Below are 17,791 nucleotides of genomic sequence, written 5' to 3'. Positions count from 1 at the left end.
TCCTGCGTGATCCCCGGTAGGCTGGCCAGGTGAGCGACCCCTCCCCTCAGGCCGCATCCGACGTCGAATCAGATGGCGTTGCATCCGGTCCCCCCCTCCATCAGGCGCTTGGCCTGACCGACGAGGAGTTCGCCCAGATCGGCGAACTGCTGGGCCGCGGGCCCAACGACCTCGAGCTGGCGATGTACTCGGTGATGTGGTCCGAACACTGCTCCTACAAGAGCTCTCGGATACATCTCCGCCGGTTTCCCACCGAGGCCCCGTGGGTGCTGGTGGGCCCGGGAGAGAACGCCGGGGTCATCGACGTGGGTGACGGCATCGCTGTTGCCCTGCGCATCGAGAGCCACAACCACCCGTCGGCCATCGAGCCCTACCAGGGTGCGGCCACCGGCATCGGCGGCATCGTGCGGGACATTTTCACCATGGGCGCCCGACCGATCGCCCTGATGGACCCGCTGCGGTTTGGTCCGCTCGACGATGCCCGCAGTCGCTGGATCGCCGAGGGGGTCGTCTCGGGTGTGTCGGGATACGGCAACTCGGTGGGCATCCCCACCGTCGGCGGCGAAGTGGTGTTCGACGAAACCTACGCCGAGAACCCGTTGGTCAACGTGTTCTGTCTTGGCATCCTGCCAACCGAGCGGCTCGTGCTGGCCAAGGCGTCGGGCGAGGGCAACCTGGCGGTGCTGCTGGGCAACTCCACCGGGCGAGACGGCATCGGCGGTGTGAGCGTGCTGGCGTCAGCGGAGTTTGCCGAGGGTGATGAGGAGAAGCGCCCCAGCGTGCAGGTGGGGGATCCATTCGAGGAGAAGCGCCTGATCGAGGCCACGCTGGCGTTGCTGGACGCCGGTCTGGTGGTGGGGATTCAAGATCTGGGTGGTGCCGGCCTGACGTGTGCCACCTCGGAGACGGCGTCCAACGCGGGCATGGGGATGGACGTCGACGTCTCCGCCATTCCCCAACGAGAGCCCAACATGAGTGCTGTGGAGGTGCTCACCTCGGAGAGCCAGGAGCGGATGCTGGCGATCGTCGAACCAGTTCACTTGGACGAGGTTTTGACGATCACCGATGCTTGGGAGGTGCGGGCCTCGGCCATCGGCACGGTGACCACCGGCGGGTTGCTTCGGGTGTTCGACGAGGAGGGCGGCGAGTTGCTGGCCGAGGTGCCTGCAGCAACGCTGCACGAGGATGCGCCGCTGTATCGTCGTCCGCTGGCGCCGCCGGACGATCTGGAAGCTCGCTGGACACGGGAGCCCGGCGGTACACCTTCGGGAGGCTCGGACGCCACCGGTGACCAGAGCGATGCGCTGCTGGCGATGATGATGGACACGTCGTGGGTGTACAGCCAGTACGACCACCAGCTCTACCTCAACACCGTGGTGGGCCCGGGTGGTGACGCCACGGTGCTGCGCCTGCGAGACCCGCGCAGCGGGGCCGACACCGGTCGTGGCCTGGGCCTCAGTGCCGATGGCAACCACCGCTGGTGTGCCAGTGACCCGGAGCGGGGCGCCGCCATGGTGGTGTGCGAGTCGGTGCTGAACCTTGCTGCGGTCGGGGCCCGACCGCTGGCGCTGGTGAACTGCCTGAACTTCGGCAACCCTGAGCATCCCGAGGTGATGTGGCAGCTGTCGGGCGCGATCGACGGCATGTCGGAGGCATGTCGGGTGATGGACCTGCCGGTGGTGGGTGGCAACGTGAGCCTGTACAACAGCTCCGGCGGCCGTGACATCGACCCCACTCCGGTGGTGACCACGCTGGGCATGATCGACGATCTCTCGGCGGTGCCGCCGGGAATGGCGCTGAGCGACGGCGACACCGTCGTGGTGCTGGGTTCGTTCGTGGACGGTCTGGCCGGTTCTCGCTGGGCGTGGGATCAGGGCCTCAAGGGCGGTCGGGTGCCCGAACCCAACCTGGCGATGGTCCGTGTCTTGGCCGACCTGGTTCGTTCGCTCGTGGCCGAGGGGTTGGTGACGGCAACACACGACGTGTCCGAGGGGGGGCTTGCGTTGGCACTGGCCGAGATGGCTTTGGCCGGGGGGATCGGCCTGGAAGTCGATGCCGACTCGGATTCCTCCTTGGCTGACACCGTCAGTGGATGGTTTGGGGAGGCGGCCGGCCGCATGGTGGTGACGGTCGACACCGAGCATCTTGGTCAGGTACTTGGTCGAGCCGAATCCGTTGGAATTTCAACGGTTGTTGCCGGCGAAGCCGGAGGGTTCAACCTGCGACTTGGTGCCACGGTGACCGTTGAAGTCGACGTGCTGCAGGGCAACTGGCGCAGCCGGTTGCCTGGGGCGCTTGCCTCCGGCAATCTGGCGGAGTGAACCAAAACTGTTTTGGCTCCGGTGCTGCGTCGAAGGATCAGCCATGACCACGCCCAACCTGAATGCCCCCCACGGGCCGGGCGGCGAAGAACGCTCGTCGGACCTGGACAGCCATGGTGGCGGTGGCTCGAAGCGATCCTTCAACCCCCGAAGGTCGATGCGGGATCTCACTCCGCTCATCTTTTTGGCGATGATCCTGATTCCATCCCTCATCATTCTGTGTCTCGCCATCGCCGATCCGGGCGTCGCTCCTCCGAGTCCTGACGCACCACGCGTGATCACCGCCACACCCGGCTCGTGAACAGCGGCTCGTCAGAAGATCTGCGGTTGGCCCCGATGTCGGACAGAACATGGTGTTGACCGCGCTTCCATGACACACTGATTGAAATGTCTCCCCCGGACGATTTGGCCCTTATCCATGGACCCGGGACGGGCGTCTGCGACGCGCCGACCGAGGTGATCGACCCTGACGCGGATCGGCCCAAGGAGGCCTGTGGCGTCTTTGCGGTGCGGGCGCCCGGTCGTGCCGTTGCGCACCTGACCTACCTGGGTCTCTATGCGTTGCAGCATCGGGGTCAGGAGTCCGCCGGCATGGCGGTCAGCGACCGTGAGCACCTCACGGTCACGAAGGACATGGGGCTGGTCTCGCATGTCTTTGATGATCGAACGCTGGCGGCGCTCGATGGCGAGTTGGCCATCGGCCACACCCGCTATTCCACGACAGGGTCCAGCGAGTGGTGGAACGCCCAGCCGGTGTACCGCTCCACCGGCGACCTCAACTTTGCGTTGGGGCATAACGGCAACCTGACCAATACGGCCGCCCTGGCCGCCGAAACCGCCACGTTGCCGGGCACCATTTCGTCGGACACCGACCTCATGGCCGAACTGTTGGCAGGCGATATCGAGGTCCAACGCAATCGGGGTGTTTCCGACGACGAATTGCTGGTGGAGGCTGTGTGCGCGGTGGCCCCCCGTATGGAGGGGGCGTTCTCGCTGGTGCTGATGGACAACGACCGGGTGATCGGCGTGCGCGATCCCAACGGCTTCCGCCCGCTCGTGCTGGGTTCGCTGGGCGACGACTGGGTCTTGGCCTCGGAGACCGCGGCGCTGGACGTGGTGGGCGCCACGCTGGTGCGGGAGATTGCGCCTGGCGAGGTGGTCGTTATCGATGATGACGGGCCGCAGAGCCACTTTCCCTTTGCTGAGGACCGCATCAACCCCACGCTGTGCCTGTTTGAGTTTGTGTACTTCGCCCGTCCCGACACGTTCCTTGGTGGCCGAGGGGTGCACCAGGCCCGGGTCCGCATGGGGGAGGTGCTGTCCACCCAGCAGCCGGTGGAGGCCGACATGGTCATGGGCGTGCCGGAGTCCGGCATCCCGGCGGCCGAGGGTTATGCCCGGGCCAGCGGTATTCCGTTTGGTCAGGGGCTCGTGAAGAACCGCTACATCGGCCGTACCTTCATCGCCCCGACGCAGGAGGTGCGCGCCCTCGGAGTGCGCATGAAGCTCAACCCGTTGCGCGACACCATCGAGGGTCAACGTCTGGTGGTGGTCGACGACTCGATTGTGCGGGGTACGACCACCAAGGCGATGGTGGCAATGCTCTTTGACGCCGGTGCCGCGGAGGTGCATATGAGGGTCTCGTCCCCGCCGTATCGCTGGCCGTGCTACTACGGCATGGACACCGGCGCCCGTGAGACCCTGTTGGCCGCCAACATGACCGTGCCCGAGATCGAGGAGTACCTGGGGGTTGACAGCCTGGTGTACCTGGAGTTGGACAAACTGCTCGCCGCGGTCGGCCCCACGCCCGGTACCGATCTTGATCCGGCCGACCAGTTCTGCGCCGCATGCCTCACCGGCCACTATCCGGTGGAGATACCCGTCAACCTGGGGAAGCATGTGCTGGAGCAGGCACCGACCCCGGTGACCTCTCAGCCGACCCTCTACGACGACGTCGTGGTAAGCCCGGTCGGCGTCGGGTCGTGACCAACCCCGCGCGCGAAGCGGTCGGAACTGGGGCGACGTACGTCGACGCAGGGGTCTCCCTCGATGCCGGCGACGAGGCGGTTCGGCGCATTCTTCCCATGCTGCGCCGCACGCACACGCCGGGTGTGATCGCCGACATCGGTGGGTTTGGTGGTCTGTTCGAACTACCGGCCGGGTACGCACGGCCGGTGCTGGTCAGCTCCACCGATGGGGTGGGCACCAAGTTGGAGGTTGCCCGCTTGGCCGACCGGTGGAACACCGTCGGGCTCGATCTGGTGGCCATGGTGGTGGACGATCTGGTGTGTTCCGGCGCCAAGCCGTTGTTTTTTCTCGATTACCTGGCCGTCGGTCGCCTGGATCCCGACCGGGTGGAGATACTGATGTCCGGCCTGGTGGAAGGTTGCGAGACCGCCGGGTGTGCGCTGGTTGGCGGCGAGATGGCCGAACACCCGGGCACCATGGACCCCGACGCGCTCGACGTGGCCGGGTTCGCGGTCGGTGTCGTGGAGCGTGACCGGTTGATCACGGGCGATGCCGTGGCCCCCGGCGACGCGTTGGTGGGCCTGGCGTCGCCCGGGCTGCGCAGCAACGGCTTCTCCCTGGCCAGGGCCGTGCTGATCGACCCCGACGATCCTGCGGGTTCGCTGGCCGCAGCCGCCTACGCCGATGCACCCGTTGGGCCCAGCGTGGCCGACGAGTTGCTGTGCCCGTCGGTGATCTACGCCCCGGCGATCATGGCCATGTTGGCCGAGGCGCCGGTGCACTCGATCGCACACATCACCGGGGGCGGGTTGGTGGGAAACCTGCCGCGGGCCATGCCTGAGGGCACCGAGGCCCGCCTGGACCCCACAACCTGGGAACGCCCGCCGATCGTCTCCGAGATCGCCCGTCGAGGCAACGTGGCCGAGGACGAACTGCGTCGCGTGTTCAACCTGGGTATCGGCATGGTGGTGGCTACACCCAACCCCGACCTGGTCATCGCTGCGGCTCGAAGCGTCGACACCGCGGGCGCGGTCATCGGGGAGGTCGCACGGGCCGTGGGAACTCCGCAGGTGCACTTCACCTCCGACATCTGAGCTCGGGGTTGGTGGAAACCGTCGATATGCGTCTACCATGGCGAGTCGCCCTCGCGGCGTCCGACGCTTCTCCTGCGTCGCCCCCGCTCTTCAACACCGTTCTCCATCCGTAAAGGAATCACCGGTGCGCACTTACGCCCCCAACGAAGCCGACATCGAGCGTGCCTGGCACGTCGTCGACGCCGACGGCCTGGTCCTCGGTCGCATGGCCACCGAGGTCGCCACGATCCTGCGTGGCAAGCACAAGCCCACGTTCGCTCCCAACGCCGACGTCGGTGATCACGTGATCATCATCAACGCCGACAAGGTTGTGCTCACGGCCAACAAGGCCGAGCGCAAGCAGATGTACCGCCACTCCGGCTATCCCGGTGGCATCAGCTCCACCACCTACGCCGAGATGCTGGAGAAGAAGCCCGCTGACGCCGTGCGCGGCAGTGTCCGGGGCATGATCCCGAAGAACAGCCTTGGTCGCCGCATGCTCAGCAAGCTGCAGGTGTACACCTCCACCGAATACCAGGACCAGGGTGGTCACCCCCACGCTGCCCAGAAGCCGCAACCGTTGGCCATCGATCACGCCCGGGCGCGCTGAGCCCTCCACAGGAGCACATCATGGGACACCCCCTCGTTCAAGCAACCGGCCGACGTAAGCGTGCGGTCGCCCGTGTCCGGGTCCGTCACGGATCCGGCCAGATCACGGTCAACAACCGTCCGGTGGAGGCGTACTTCCCGAACGAGACCCACCGCATGGTGCTCGCAGAGCCGCTTCGTCTCACCGAGATGGGCGAAAATTACGACATCGACGCCACGATCCACGGTGGCGGCCCCACCGGTCAGGCCGGGGCGATGCGCCTGGGCATCGCTCGTGGCCTCGTGGCACTCGACGCCGAGCTGCGCGACTCGCTGAAGCAGGCCGGATTCCTGACCCGCGATGATCGCAAGAAGGAATCCAAGAAGTACGGCCTGAAGAAGGCCCGCAAGGCGCCGCAGTACTCCAAGCGCTGATGTGGGCGTGCTCCCCGTTACCGGTGGGGCGACGCTGACATGAGTTTGCGCTTCGGCACTGATGGTGTGCGGGGGGTGGCCAACACCGAGTTGACCCCCACGTACGCCCTCGCTCTGGGTTCGGCGGTCGTCGACGCGTTCGACGCCGACGAGGTGGTCATCGGGGTCGACACCCGACAGTCGGGTGCCATGCTGGCGGCAGCCGTGTCGGCCGGGGTGGCGTCGGCGGGGGCCGATGCGATGGAACTCGAGGTGATTCCCACGCCTGCGGTAGCCCGTGAGGCGCGGGTGCGTGGCTGTCCCGGCGTCATGGTGTCGGCATCACACAACCCGTTCTTTGACAACGGTCTGAAGGTGTTTGGCCCCGGCGGGCAGAAACTCTCCGATGCCGAACAGACCCGTATCGAGACCACGATCATGACGATCCTCACCACCGGGCGTGGGGTGCGGGTCTTCGACACCGGCGAGACCGCCGAGGAACTCCCGCCGCCGACCGGTGCCGACGTGGGGCGAATTCAGTGGGAGCCACAGGTCTCCGAGGACTACGTGGCCGAGTTGGTGCGCGCCGGCGGTGGTGACGGTGCGCTCGACGGCATGGTGGCCGTGCTGGACGCTGCCCACGGCGCCGGATCGGCTGTTGGTCCGAGGGCCTTGCGCCGCCTTGGTGTCGAGCTGACCGTCATCGGCGACCTGCCCAACGGCATCAACATCAACGACGGTGTCGGTTCGACCGCTCTCGGTTCGTTGCGTGAAGCTGTGCTGAACACCGACGGCGCCGTTGGCTTCGCGCTGGACGGCGACGCCGACCGTTGCCTGGCCGTCGACGAACACGGCAACAACATCGACGGCGATCAGATCATCGCCGTCTGCGCCTTGGAGTTGGCACGCACCGGGAAGCTGGACAATTCCGCCGTGGCCGTCACGGTGATGTCAAACCTGGGTTTTCGTCAGGCGATGGAGGCCGCCGGCGTCGGCGTGGTGGTTACTCCGGTCGGTGACCGCTTCGTGGTTGACGCGATGGCCCGAGAGGGGCTGGTGCTGGGCGGCGAGCAGTCCGGCCACGTGATCTTTGCCGATGTTGCCACCACCGGCGACGGCCTGCTCACCGCAATTCGTTTGTTGCGGGTGATGGCGAACCGCAGGCAGACGCTGCACCAGTTGGCCGCCGACGCCATGGTGCGCCTGCCCCAGCAACTTCGCAACGTGTCGCTCGATGTGCGTCCGCCCGACCTGCTCGACCGCATCGGTGATGCGGTCGACCGCGCCGAAGCCCGGCTGGGCAACGAGGGCCGGGTGCTGATCCGCCCGTCCGGCACCGAGCCGGTGGTGCGGGTCATGGTGGAGGCGCCAACCGCCGAATTGGCCGCCGAAGTTGCCGACGAACTCGCAGCCGAGGTCGCTCGGGCGGCCGCCGCCTGACCTGCGGCGTCGGTCCACCGGCGGGCAGGGCCGAGTACCAGACCGGATCGCAGAGGTTGAGGCCCGGCCGGTGGTGTGGGAGGCGGGACTGATCGGCAAGTCCTACACTGAGACTCCTGCAACCGATCGTCTGGTGGGCCCGCCACCGCGTGGGCGGCTTCGTCAACCAAGCTCACCAAACACGCCGATCCCCTCTCGGCCCAAGGAGTTGCCACGATGTGTGGAATCATCGCCCTGTTGCGTCGACCCGCGGCGGTGCATCGCCTCGATCTTGCTCCGCTGGTCGCACAGTTGGACCACGCCGCCGATCGTCTCGCAGGCGACGGCCCCACCCCAAGCTGGGAGGCGCTGGGCGCCGCTGCTGCGGCCGCCACCGAGGTTGACCGATCGCTCCGGGGTCTCAACGGGGCTGCGTCGCTGTTGGCCGACCCCCGGCGTGTCACCGAGTTGCGCCTGACCTGCGAACGCCTGAATGCCCTGGCCGATCGCATCGAGGCGGCCGAGGCGGCCGGGGACGTGCCCGCCGATCAGGTTGAGGCGATCAACGCCGGGCTGATCGCCCTGCGGGACCCGTCGTGGGCCATCGCCCGGGATCGTCTTCGGGCAGCCGTCGGCATCGTCGACCTGATGGGCGCGGATCCGTCGCCCGGTGCGATGGCGGCCGGCCTGTCGGTGCACCAGGCACTCTCGGCGCTCGACCGGCTGGAGGTTCGCGGTCGCGATTCGGCAGGTATTCAGTTGTTGGTCACGGGCCACGGCCTCGACCTCGACTCGCCCCAGATTTCGGCGCTTCTGGAGGCCCGGCGGATGCCGCTCTTCGGCTCCGGCGCGGTGCGCACCCCGGAAGGTGCGTTGAGCTTCGTGTACAAGGCTGCTGCTGAGATTGGGGAACTGGGCGACAACACCGCGTCGATTCGCGCGGAAATACAAAACGATGAGCTGCTGAGTCTTGCGCTGGAGTCGCCTGACGCTTGGACGATGGTGCTCGGTCACACCCGTTGGGCCTCCGTCGGCATCATTTCGGAGGCCAACGCCCACCCGCAGTCCAGCGAGGAGGCTGCTGTTGTGGCCGAGCTTCGCGCCGGGGCGACGCCGGTCGGGACCACCCCGTTCACCACGGCGGTGCTCAACGGCGATGTGGACAATCACGCGGACCTGGCGGCTGCGGAAGCCCTCGAGCTTCCTGTCGAAGTCACCACCGATGCCAAGGTCATTCCCGTGCTCTGGAGCCGGCGTCTGGCCGAGGGGCTCGCCGGTGAGGTTGCATTCCGCAATGCGGTGGCGCCCATGGAGGGTTCCGTGGCGATCGCCGGCCACAGCGCGGCGCATCCCGACGAACTGATGCTGGCGCTGCGTGGATCCGGTCAGGCCCTGTACATCGGCCTGGCCGACGACGCGTTCGTCATCGCCTCGGAGCCCTACGGCGTGGTGGAAGAGACCTCCCGTTACGTGCGCATGGACGGTGAGACCCCGAGTGATCCCGCCAATGCGAATGCCACCAGGGGCCAGATCGTCCGGTTGGACGCCGCCGCCGCCGGCCAGGTTGAGGGGATCAACCGTTGGAGTTACGACGGTACCGAGTTGCCGCTGAGTGAGACCGACGTGGTGACCGCCGAGGTCACCACTCGTGACATCGACCGGGGTGATCATCCCCACTTCCTGCTGAAGGAACTGGGCGACGCCCCGTCATCGTTCGCCAAGACCCTTCGCGGCAAACTGTTGGAGCGCGCGGACGGCGGTCACGAGGTGCGGCTTCCCACCGCCACCCTGCCCCAAGACGTCCGCAGCTCGCTCCGTGACGGCACGATCGACCGCGTGTTGGTGATCGGTCAGGGCACCGCCGCAGTGGCGGGTCAGAGCCTGGCCTTTCAGCTCGCCAACCTGCTTGGCGACACCGACGTCGATGTGGAAGCGCTGCCCGCCACCGAGCTTTCCGGGTTCCAACTGCGTTCGGACATGTCCGACACGCTGATCGTGGCGATCAGCCAGTCGGGCACCACCACCGATACCAACCGCACCGTCGACCTGGCCCGCGGCCGGGGCGCCAGGGTGGTGGCCATCGTCAACCGGCGCAACAGCGATCTGGTCGACAAGTCCGATGGTGTGCTGTACACCGCAGACGGCCGCGACGTCGAGATGTCGGTGGCCTCGACGAAGGCGTTCTACTCCCAGATCGCAGCCGGACTGCTGCTTGCGTACGGCATCGCCTCAGAGATTTCAGGCGCCCGCACCGCCGATGACCCCGCCGAACAGCAGGTGTTGGCTGCGCTGGCGCAGATGCCCGTCGTCTTGGAGGCCACCCTCGGGGTCCGTCCCCAATGCGCCGAGGCCGCCCAGCGCTTCGCCGTGTCTCGGCGCTATTGGGCGTTGGTGGGCAACGGGCCCAACATCATCTCGGCCCGCGAACTGCGCATCAAGTTGTCGGAGCTGTGTTACAAGTCGATGGCATGTGATGCCACCGAGGACAAGAAGCACATCGACCTATCGTCGGAGCCGCTGATCCTGATCTGCGCTGCCGGATTGGTGGGCTCCACCGCTGCCGATGTGGGCAAGGAAGTAGCCATCTTCCGGGCCCACGAGGCCGCCCCCATCGTCATCGCAACCGAGGGCGCCAGCGAGTTTCCCGCTGCGATGCACCTGATCTCGGTGCCAGAGACGCACCCTCGCCTCGCGTTCATCCTGTCGGCGATGGCCGGTCACCTGTTTGGGTATGAGGCGGCGCTGGCGATCGATGCACAGGCGGGCATTTTGCGGGAGGCACGGGTAGTGGTCGAGGGGGCGTTGGCCGAGGGCGCAGACGCCGGTGAGCTGTTAACCCGGCTGAACGACGAACTGGCCCAAAGCGCCGCCACCTGGTTCTCGGCGCTCCGGGCCGGTGAGCTGAACGGTCACCTCGAGGCCTCAACCGCTCATCGCGTTGCAACGGCATTTCGTTTTGCGCTGGGCACGTCGCCGCTGGACGCCTACCAGGTGGAGCAAGGCAGGATCGGCACCCCGGCGGTGGTGGTCGACGACCTGACGGCAGCGTTGAACGACGCCATCGACGAGCTGACCCGCCCGATCGACGCCATCAAGCATCAGGCCAAGACCGTCACCGTCGGCATCAGCCGCAGCGACGAGTCCGTGCTGGAGATCCCGCTGGTGAAGGAACTCTTCGCTGCCGGGGCCAACCGGGACCGCATCAGCTACCGCACCCTGCGAACGCTGGCCGACCTGTCGCCTGCGGTGCTCGATGTACGTGGTTTTGTGCGATACGACGTGACCGACGGCGACAGCGATGCCCCCACCGCCACCGTGCTGGACAAGGGCGGGGTCGCCGCTGCACTGACCTCCCGCCTGGAACGTGACCCCCGCTTGCGGGGCACCAAGCACCTGGTGGCCCGCGAACAGGAGTTGCTGGTGACTCGCGGTCGCACCGATGGGCGAACCGTCATCATCATTCCCCAACTGAAGGACGGCATCACCACCGGCCTGGTGCTGTTGCACGTCGAGCTGGCCGATCGGCTGGCATTCTCCACCGCTCGCAGCGTGTTGCAGGGCTATCGCCGTCGCTATCAGGGGCTGAGCGACGCGGTCACCGAGACCGAGGAGCACTTCCGAGACGACCTCCTGGGCGAGCAACGCGTGATCGACCTCCTGGCCTTGCCGGTGCTGGAGCTGGCCGAGCGTTGGCGCAGCGCCCCGGCGTCGGGCTAGCCGGGCGCGGTTCCATGAGCCCGATCCACTGGTTGGCCTCCAACGGTCCGATGCCGGAGCGCCCCAACTTCGCGGACGTCGCAGACCCAACCGAGGCTCAAGCGGGGCTTCACCTGGCCGCCGATGTGCGGTTCAGCGGAGGGCTGCCGGACGGGGAAGGGCCATCGGCAGCCAGGCCGTCCAACGCGGTGGCGGTGGGGATCGACTCGGTGGATGTGCCCCGGTTGGACGCCGTGCTCAAGCGGACCCCCGCGATGCGAGAGCGGTGTTTCACCTCGACCGAGTTGGTCGATGCTGCAACCGGCGGGGATGAGATCGGGCACCTGGGCATTTGCTTTGCGGCAAAGGAGGCGGTGGCCAAAGCGTTGGGATGTGGCATCGGCCCGGTGGGATTCCATGATGTAGAGCTGGTGCGGGGCCCAACGGGAGCTCCGGAGCTCCGGGTCGGCGGAGCTGCGGCTCCACTGGCCGATGCAGCGGGCATCGGCGGATGGTTGGTCTCGGCCACCCACACTGCCACGGTGGCCCAAACCATCGTGATCGCCGTGAGCGCCGCCGGCTGAGCCATCGATTGCGCCACTTCCCCTGACGGTCCGGGGTGGAGTGGCAAACTCTGGGAGTGGAACCGGTACTCACCCCCGACGAGATGGCCGCCGTCGACGCGGCGGCGTCTGAGCGGATGGGCGATCTGGTGCAGCGGGCCGGGGGCGCTGTGGCCCGCTCGGCGCTGGGATTGCTTGGCGGTGGGTACGGGCGGCGGGCGCACGTGGTCGCAGGGCCGGGCAACAACGGCGCTGACGGGCGGGTGGCCGCCGAGCTGCTGCGTCGCCGCGGGGTAAGGGTCAGCATCGGTGACCACGCCGATTCGATCCCAGCCGATGCGGCACTTGATCTGGTGATCGATGCAGCATTCGGCACCGGCCTCAGTCGGCCCTACGCGCCCCCGGACCTGCCGGGCGATGTTCCGGTGCTGGCAGTGGACATCCCGTCCGGCCTCGATGGCCGAACCGGCGGTTTTTGCGGCGCACCGTGGCGCGCAACGGCGACCATCACCTTCGCTGCGCTGAAGAGCGGCCTGTTGTTGGGCCACGGGCCGGAGTTCTGCGGCCGGGTCGAGGTGGCGGACATCGGCCTGAGCGTCGAGGCTGAGGTTGGCACGGGTGATCACCTGACACGGGCGTTGATCACCAACGGGGACGTGGGCCGATGCTGGCCCCGCCGGGCGGCTGACGCCCACAAGTGGATGAGCGCGGTGTGGATCATCGGCGGCGCTCCGGGAATGACGGGGGCTGCTGCGCTGACGGCGGAAGCGGCGGGTCGGGCGGGGGCGGGGTACGTGTTGGTCAGCGCCCCACCGACTGTGGGGTCGCGTTCCAGCACCGACGATGGTCGGGATGTGGCGGGCGGTCACCTGCCCGGCGCACCGCTTCCTGTGGAGACGGTGGTGCGTTCGTTGGCGGCCACCGGTGGTGTTGATGGCTGGCCGCACACGGTCGCCGACGAGCAGCGGGTGGGGGCGTTGGTGATCGGCAACGGTCTGGGCTGCGGGACGCACGTACTCGACGGAGTTGTTCGGTTGCTGGCGCTGAGCGACGCTGCGGTGGTGTTGGACGCTGATGCATTGGGCGCGGGTGGAGCCCGGCTGCTCGATGCATGCGCACATCGACGTGCCACCACCGTGCTCACCCCACACGACGGTGAATATGAGGCACTGATGGGCGAGGCGCCCGGGGACGACAGGTTGGCAGCGGCGGCCAGGCTGGCCGAACGGTCCGGGGCGATCGCGTTGCTGAAGGGTCCCACCACCGTGGTCGCCGCACCGGATGGTCGGGTGCGCCTGAGTAGTGCCGGCGACCAGCGCCTGGCCACCGCCGGCACCGGTGACGTACTGGCCGGGGTCATCGGAGCGGCGTTGGCGCTGGGGGAGGGCGACGCGTTGACCACGGTGGCCGTGGCCGCGCACGTCCATGGCACGGCGGCGATGGGCGGTCCGGCGACCGGGTTTCGAGCGGGCGACCTGCCCAAGCTCGTGGGTGCGGCCCTGGACGACCTGGTCCGATGACGCGTCAGAGCCGCCTCGAGGTTGACCTGGCAGCGATCGCTCAAAATGCGACCGTGTTGGCCGGGTTGGCGGGTCGAGCAGGGTTGTGCGCCGTCGTGAAGGCAAATGGGTACGGCCATGGAGCGGTGCCGGTCGCGCGGGCTGCCGTGGCCGGGGGTGCGGTCATGCTGGGCGTCGCCACCGTCGAGGAGGGCATCGAACTGCGTACCGCCGGCATCTCGGCTCCCATCCTGGTGCTTGGTCCGCAGCCCGCAGATTCGATCCGGGATGCCGTTGCGTACCGGTTGGAGCTGATGGTCACGTCACCGAGCGAGATGGAGGCTGTAGCCGCCGCTCACTGCGGTGCAGCATCGGCCACCAGAGTGCACTTGATGGTGGACACCGGCATGCGCCGTGTTGGGGTCGAGCCTGAAGACCTGGTGGATCTCCACGCGCGGGCGTTGACGCTCGACGGGGTGGACCCCGTTGCCGTCGCCACCCACTTTGCCTGCGCCGACGCGCCTGATGATCCGACCACGGATCGCCAGTTGGTCCGATTCCGCGCTGCGTTGGCTGCCTTGGACGCCGTCTCGGCCGGGCCGCACCTGATTCACGCGGCCAACTCGGCGGGCGCCATCACGCGCCCCGATGCCCGCTTCGATCTGGTCCGCTGCGGGATCTCGCTGTATGGGTTGGAACCATCCCCGCAATTGGAGCACCACGATGCGGTCCGACGGCTGCGCCCAGCCTTGCGGATGGTCAGCGCCGTCAGCTTTGTGAAACGGGTCCCGGCCGATCAGGGGGTGAACTACGGACACCGGTTCGTGACCGGACGTCCCAGCACCCTGGCCACAGTGCCGGTCGGCTACGGCGACGGTGTGCCACGCAATCTGGGGCTCGCCGGTGGTGAGGCGCTGGTCGGTGGCTTTCGTCGCCCCATCGTGGGTGTGGTCACCATGGATCAGTTGGTGCTGGACTGCACCGACGGCCCAGCGGTCGAGGTCGGTGACGAGGTGGTGTTCCTTGGCTCCCAGCCGCGCAGGGGCGAGGTCGGCCGGGCCGAGAGCCATGGCGGTGACGCAGCGGTTGGGCCAGGGGAGTGGGCACGCATTCTCGACACGATCAACTATGAGATCGTCACCCGGCTGGGAGCCCGGCTTCCCCGCCATCACCTCGGAACCTTCGAAGACGCAGCACTAGCCTGAGCTCGTGGCAGCACGACACTCCGCAGCGGAGGACGAACGGTTGACCCGATCTCGCCACCGTCTGTCCACCAGGTCGGCCGGAGGAACGCAGGCGGTGGCGGCGGCGCTGGCCGGCTGGGTTGAGGCGGGCGACGTGGTGGTGCTCACCGGCGACCTCGGTGCCGGCAAAACCACGTTTACTCAAGGTTTGGTTCGGGCGCTGGGGGTGTCGGAGCCGGTGACCAGTCCCACGTTCACCATCGCATCTCATTATCACGGGGTGCGGTTGGGATCAGACCAAACTCAGGCTCTGGTGGTAAATCACCTGGATGTCTACCGCCTGGGATCGTTGGATGAGGCCGAGGCGCTTGGTCTGGACGAGATGCTCGATGGCGATGCGCTCACCTTGATCGAATGGGGCGAGATGATCGAACCGTTGCTGCCGTGCACGCGGCTGATCGTAAAGCTGGAGTTGGTGCCGTTCGATGAGCCCCCGGTCGCGCCGTCTGCCGACGTGCAGCACGTGCCTGATGAGGTTTCCGCCAACCGAAGGGTCGTCGAGGTGGCAACCGAGGGACATGGTGCGGCGCGCCGAGAGCGCCTGGCTGACGCACTGATCGAGGCGGTCGGCCACATTGACGTCGAGCGGGATCGTGACGACCGATGCTGATCCTGGGCATCGAGACTGCGACCGATCGAGTGGGTGCTGCTCTGGTGGACCACGTCGGAGTCCTGGCGGAAACCCACCTGTTGGGAGGGCGCCGCCATGCTGAAGCGCTTGGTCCGACCATCGAATTTCTTATGGCGCAGGCCGATCGGCGACCCCAGGACCTTGCGGCGATTGCTGTCGATGTGGGTCCGGGGCTGTTCACCGGACTTCGGGTGGGGCTTGCGCACGGAAAGGCCATGGCCCATGCGTTGGCCATACCGATGCTGGGGGTTCCCAGCCTCGACCTGGTGGCGTTCCCGCTTCGCTACGGAGACAAGCGCGTCGTGTCGGTCATCGACGCCCGTCGCGGCGAGGTCTACTGGGCGACCTACTGGCCGGTGCCGGGCGGCGTGCAGCGTGAAGGAGAGCATCGGATTGGTGCCCCGGAGCAACTCGTGTCCGAGCTCACCGCCGATCCAGCCGACACACTGCTGGTGGGCGACGGCGCGCACCGCTACGACAACGTTTTCGGTGGCATCGATCACGTGGAATTGGCCGATCCTGCCCTGTCTCGGCCTTCGGCCTCATCGTTGGTGCAGTTGGCGCACCCCCAGGCGATGCGAGAGGAGTTTGTGGATCAATACGAAATCGAGCCCCTCTACCTTCGCAGGCCGGACGCCGAGATCAACTGGGTCACGCGCAACGACCAGGGGTAGTTGGCACTGCGACGATGACGCGACCGGTGTCGACGTCCTCAGCGGTCACGCGCCCGTCTGCTGAGTGCTCGAACCGCAGCGACGTCGTTCGGTGGTGTTTCGGGCCCGAACGCAATTGAGTACAGGCTTTTGTGTTGGCCGCAGTCCAGCGCAAAGAGCACTGCCTCGTCGTCGGGGTTGCTGTCTCCTTCAAAACGGACGACGTCGTCGATCGTCACGTGATCCGGCTCGCAGGTGGATCGACAGCCTGAGCAATGCAACTTTCCATCGTCATGGGCCGCCACGCTTTCGGTGTAACCCGCATGTTCCAGCCGGGTGATTGCTTCGGAGAGGGTTTCCATGGCCATGCCCTGAACCTATCCCGCATGGACGGGCCAGTTCAGCCGGTTCCGCCAGGCGATGGCTGTCACGTCTTGTTCGTCGACGCCCGCCAAACCGGGGCAACGTTCTTGAGCAGCGTTCTCCCCGGATGCGAATTCTGGTAGTGCGGGTTTAGCGGTGGCCCTGACGGGTACTCCCCAATTCCCCGAGACAAAGGAGCCTCCCATGGCTGACCACGATGATTCCGCAGTTGAAAAGGGCGCGAAGGGCGCCTTCGAAGGAGTGAAGGGCAAGGCGAAGGAGGCGGTCGGTTCGGTCGTCGGCAACGATGAACTGAAGCGTGAGGGCGAGGCTCAGCAAGACAAGGCCGACGCTCAGCGTGACGCTGCCGAGAAGCAGACCGAGGCCCGAAAGGCCGACGCACAGGCCGAAGCAGCCGAAGCACGGCAAAAGTCCAACCAGGACTGACATGCACGTACCCTCGTCTACGGGAGGGTCGATGTGACCAATTCACGAGCCGCCGCTTTTCAAGAGCGGCGGCTCGTTCGCGTGGGGTCATCCCCAGGCCACGGTATCGGTCCGATACCACGCACGGCAGCATGGATAAGGCGTGGAAAAAGTTTGACCTGGGTGTTTCTCCGATCGAGTTCCGGGTATTGAGAAGGGGCGAGCGAGACAGGTTGTCTCGACGCCTCAGGCCTTGAGGGAGGGCCCACATCATGATCATTCTTGGTGTCATTCTCATCATCATCGGCGCACTGGCTGACATTGGAATTCTGTACACCATCGGCGGTATTTTGGCGGTGGTTGGTTTGATCTTCTGGATCCTCGGCGCCACCGGCAACGCGATCGGTGGGAGAAATCACTGGTTCTAGGCGGCATGCCCACCGCACCGATGCCGCAGCGGCCCCTGACCTCGTGACGTGCGTGACGAAGGAAAGGGGCCGCTGCCGCGCCCGCTGCCCGATGGTACGTATTCGTCACGAAGCCTCATCGATGGAAAAACGTCAACATCTACTCTCGCTCATAACGAGGCAAGAGGAGTGTCACATGACAAATCGAATTGAAACCGTGGAAGAATTGCAACGCAGGTTGAGTGGTGTGCAGGTTGCGATGTTGGCAACGCAGGATGAACACGGAACGATCTCCTCTTGTCCGGTTGCGCTGCAAGACATTGACCAACGAGGCGACCCGTGGTTCTTGGTTGATCGTCATGGGGGATGGGTCGCACCGACGAACTGCGAGATGGAATGAGCGAGACCTTCTTTACGGGGAATGCCGAGCCGCCGGCAGCGCGGATTGCCGGGAACACGATCGAGTGGTGGACGGCGGGTCGCCGTCGTAACCGGCACGGTTTGTTTTGACGAATCACATCGCGGC

Annotated in this window: 17 protein-coding genes; 16 read left to right on the top strand and 1 reads right to left on the bottom strand. The window is 66.7% G+C overall.

All coding sequences use genetic code 11. The features are described 5' to 3' along the window. Nucleotides 1–29 precede the first annotated feature (29 nt). The 13 genes from purL (at nucleotide 30) to tsaB (ending at nucleotide 16,090) form a co-directional block, all read left to right on the top strand. Nucleotides 30–2,321, top strand: coding sequence for a phosphoribosylformylglycinamidine synthase subunit PurL (gene purL / locus MPARV_RS0106615; RefSeq protein ID WP_020377680.1), 2,292 nt, complete (start codon nucleotides 30–32; stop codon nucleotides 2,319–2,321). A gap of 43 nt (nucleotides 2,322–2,364) precedes the next feature. Next, complete coding sequence (locus tag MPARV_RS0106610) at nucleotides 2,365–2,622, top strand: hypothetical protein (protein ID WP_020377679.1); 258 nt, start codon at nucleotides 2,365–2,367, stop codon at nucleotides 2,620–2,622. Between the two features lie 86 nt (nucleotides 2,623–2,708). Next, a complete protein-coding gene (purF, locus tag MPARV_RS0106605; RefSeq protein WP_081582115.1) occupies nucleotides 2,709–4,307 on the top strand; it encodes an amidophosphoribosyltransferase in 1,599 nt (532 codons plus the stop codon). After that, nucleotides 4,304–5,383 (top strand): phosphoribosylformylglycinamidine cyclo-ligase, encoded by a 1,080-nt coding sequence (gene purM / locus MPARV_RS0106600; protein ID WP_020377677.1) that lies wholly within the window; start codon nucleotides 4,304–4,306, stop codon nucleotides 5,381–5,383. Before purF ends, purM begins: the two co-directional genes overlap by 4 nt. Nucleotides 5,384–5,507: 124 nt before the next feature. Continuing rightward, a complete protein-coding gene (rplM, locus tag MPARV_RS0106595) occupies nucleotides 5,508–5,972 on the top strand; it encodes a 50S ribosomal protein L13 (protein ID WP_020377676.1) in 465 nt (154 codons plus the stop codon). Then, a complete protein-coding gene (gene rpsI, locus MPARV_RS0106590) occupies nucleotides 5,894–6,385 on the top strand; it encodes a 30S ribosomal protein S9 (RefSeq protein WP_420886231.1) in 492 nt (163 codons plus the stop codon). Before rplM ends, rpsI begins: the two co-directional genes overlap by 79 nt. Nucleotides 6,386–6,424: 39 nt before the next feature. Next, nucleotides 6,425–7,804, top strand: coding sequence for a phosphoglucosamine mutase (glmM, locus tag MPARV_RS0106585; protein WP_012223972.1), 1,380 nt, complete (start codon nucleotides 6,425–6,427; stop codon nucleotides 7,802–7,804). Between the two features lie 216 nt (nucleotides 7,805–8,020). Beyond that, nucleotides 8,021–11,500 (top strand): SIS domain-containing protein, encoded by a 3,480-nt coding sequence (locus MPARV_RS0106580; protein ID WP_020377674.1) that lies wholly within the window; start codon nucleotides 8,021–8,023, stop codon nucleotides 11,498–11,500. Nucleotides 11,501–11,514: 14 nt separating this feature from the next. Further along, entirely contained in the window at nucleotides 11,515–12,063 is a 549-nt protein-coding gene (locus MPARV_RS0106575) for a holo-ACP synthase (RefSeq protein WP_012223974.1), read from the top strand. A 56-nt stretch (nucleotides 12,064–12,119) separates the two neighbouring features. Continuing rightward, nucleotides 12,120–13,562, top strand: a complete 1,443-nt coding sequence (locus tag MPARV_RS0106570) for an NAD(P)H-hydrate epimerase (RefSeq protein ID WP_157789489.1) — start codon at nucleotides 12,120–12,122, stop codon at nucleotides 13,560–13,562. Beyond that, nucleotides 13,559–14,746 carry an alanine racemase gene (gene alr, locus MPARV_RS0106565; RefSeq protein WP_020377672.1) on the top strand — a complete coding sequence of 396 codons (1,188 nt, stop codon included), beginning with the start codon at nucleotides 13,559–13,561 and terminating at the stop codon, nucleotides 14,744–14,746. The genes MPARV_RS0106570 and alr overlap by 4 nt, the downstream gene beginning before the upstream one ends. Nucleotides 14,747–14,750: 4 nt before the next feature. Next, entirely contained in the window at nucleotides 14,751–15,395 is a 645-nt protein-coding gene (tsaE, locus tag MPARV_RS22360; protein WP_012223977.1) for a tRNA (adenosine(37)-N6)-threonylcarbamoyltransferase complex ATPase subunit type 1 TsaE, read from the top strand. Next, nucleotides 15,389–16,090 carry a tRNA (adenosine(37)-N6)-threonylcarbamoyltransferase complex dimerization subunit type 1 TsaB gene (gene tsaB, locus MPARV_RS0106555; RefSeq protein WP_020377671.1) on the top strand — a complete coding sequence of 234 codons (702 nt, stop codon included), beginning with the start codon at nucleotides 15,389–15,391 and terminating at the stop codon, nucleotides 16,088–16,090. The genes tsaE and tsaB overlap by 7 nt, the downstream gene beginning before the upstream one ends. A gap of 38 nt (nucleotides 16,091–16,128) precedes the next feature. Here tsaB and MPARV_RS0106550 read toward each other — a convergent pair whose 3' ends face one another. Beyond that, nucleotides 16,129–16,437, bottom strand: a complete 309-nt coding sequence (locus tag MPARV_RS0106550; RefSeq protein WP_012223979.1) for a hypothetical protein — start codon at nucleotides 16,435–16,437, stop codon at nucleotides 16,129–16,131. Between the two features lie 199 nt (nucleotides 16,438–16,636). On the opposite strand from MPARV_RS0106550, the gene mbp1 reads away from it, so the two are divergent. The 3 genes from mbp1 to MPARV_RS24610 all read left to right on the top strand — a co-directional run bounded on the left by mbp1 (nucleotide 16,637) and on the right by MPARV_RS24610 (nucleotide 17,665). Continuing rightward, nucleotides 16,637–16,879, top strand: coding sequence for a microaggregate-binding protein 1 (gene mbp1, locus MPARV_RS0106545; RefSeq protein ID WP_012223980.1), 243 nt, complete (start codon nucleotides 16,637–16,639; stop codon nucleotides 16,877–16,879). A 251-nt stretch (nucleotides 16,880–17,130) separates the two neighbouring features. Further along, on the top strand, nucleotides 17,131–17,286 hold the full coding sequence (locus MPARV_RS25145) for a DUF6131 family protein (RefSeq protein WP_012223981.1): 156 nt from the start codon (nucleotides 17,131–17,133) through the stop codon (nucleotides 17,284–17,286). Between the two features lie 175 nt (nucleotides 17,287–17,461). Continuing rightward, nucleotides 17,462–17,665 (top strand): pyridoxamine 5'-phosphate oxidase family protein, encoded by a 204-nt coding sequence (locus MPARV_RS24610; protein ID WP_157789488.1) that lies wholly within the window; start codon nucleotides 17,462–17,464, stop codon nucleotides 17,663–17,665. Nucleotides 17,666–17,791: the final 126 nt, after the last annotated feature.

The organism is Candidatus Microthrix parvicella Bio17-1 (genome assembly GCF_000299415.1).
Taxonomy (GTDB): domain Bacteria; phylum Actinomycetota; class Acidimicrobiia; order Acidimicrobiales; family Microtrichaceae; genus Microthrix; species Microthrix parvicella.
Note: the sequence above shows the minus strand (reverse complement) of the source record. Positions and strands in the feature narration are given on the sequence as shown.

Coding starts and splice junctions, on each gene's coding strand:
- MPARV_RS0106610 (WP_020377679.1), top strand. CDS start 2,365: ATGACCACGCCCAACCTGAATGCCCCCCACGGGCCGGGCGGCGAAGAA.
- purF (WP_081582115.1), top strand. CDS start 2,709: ATGTCTCCCCCGGACGATTTGGCCCTTATCCATGGACCCGGGACGGGC.
- glmM (WP_012223972.1), top strand. CDS start 6,425: ATGAGTTTGCGCTTCGGCACTGATGGTGTGCGGGGGGTGGCCAACACC.
- MPARV_RS0106580 (WP_020377674.1), top strand. CDS start 8,021: ATGTGTGGAATCATCGCCCTGTTGCGTCGACCCGCGGCGGTGCATCGC.
- MPARV_RS0106575 (WP_012223974.1), top strand. CDS start 11,515: ATGAGCCCGATCCACTGGTTGGCCTCCAACGGTCCGATGCCGGAGCGC.
- alr (WP_020377672.1), top strand. CDS start 13,559: ATGACGCGTCAGAGCCGCCTCGAGGTTGACCTGGCAGCGATCGCTCAA.
- tsaB (WP_020377671.1), top strand. CDS start 15,389: ATGCTGATCCTGGGCATCGAGACTGCGACCGATCGAGTGGGTGCTGCT.
- MPARV_RS0106550 (WP_012223979.1), bottom strand. CDS start 16,437: ATGGCCATGGAAACCCTCTCCGAAGCAATCACCCGGCTGGAACATGCG.
- mbp1 (WP_012223980.1), top strand. CDS start 16,637: ATGGCTGACCACGATGATTCCGCAGTTGAAAAGGGCGCGAAGGGCGCC.
- MPARV_RS25145 (WP_012223981.1), top strand. CDS start 17,131: ATGATCATTCTTGGTGTCATTCTCATCATCATCGGCGCACTGGCTGAC.
- MPARV_RS24610 (WP_157789488.1), top strand. CDS start 17,462: ATGACAAATCGAATTGAAACCGTGGAAGAATTGCAACGCAGGTTGAGT.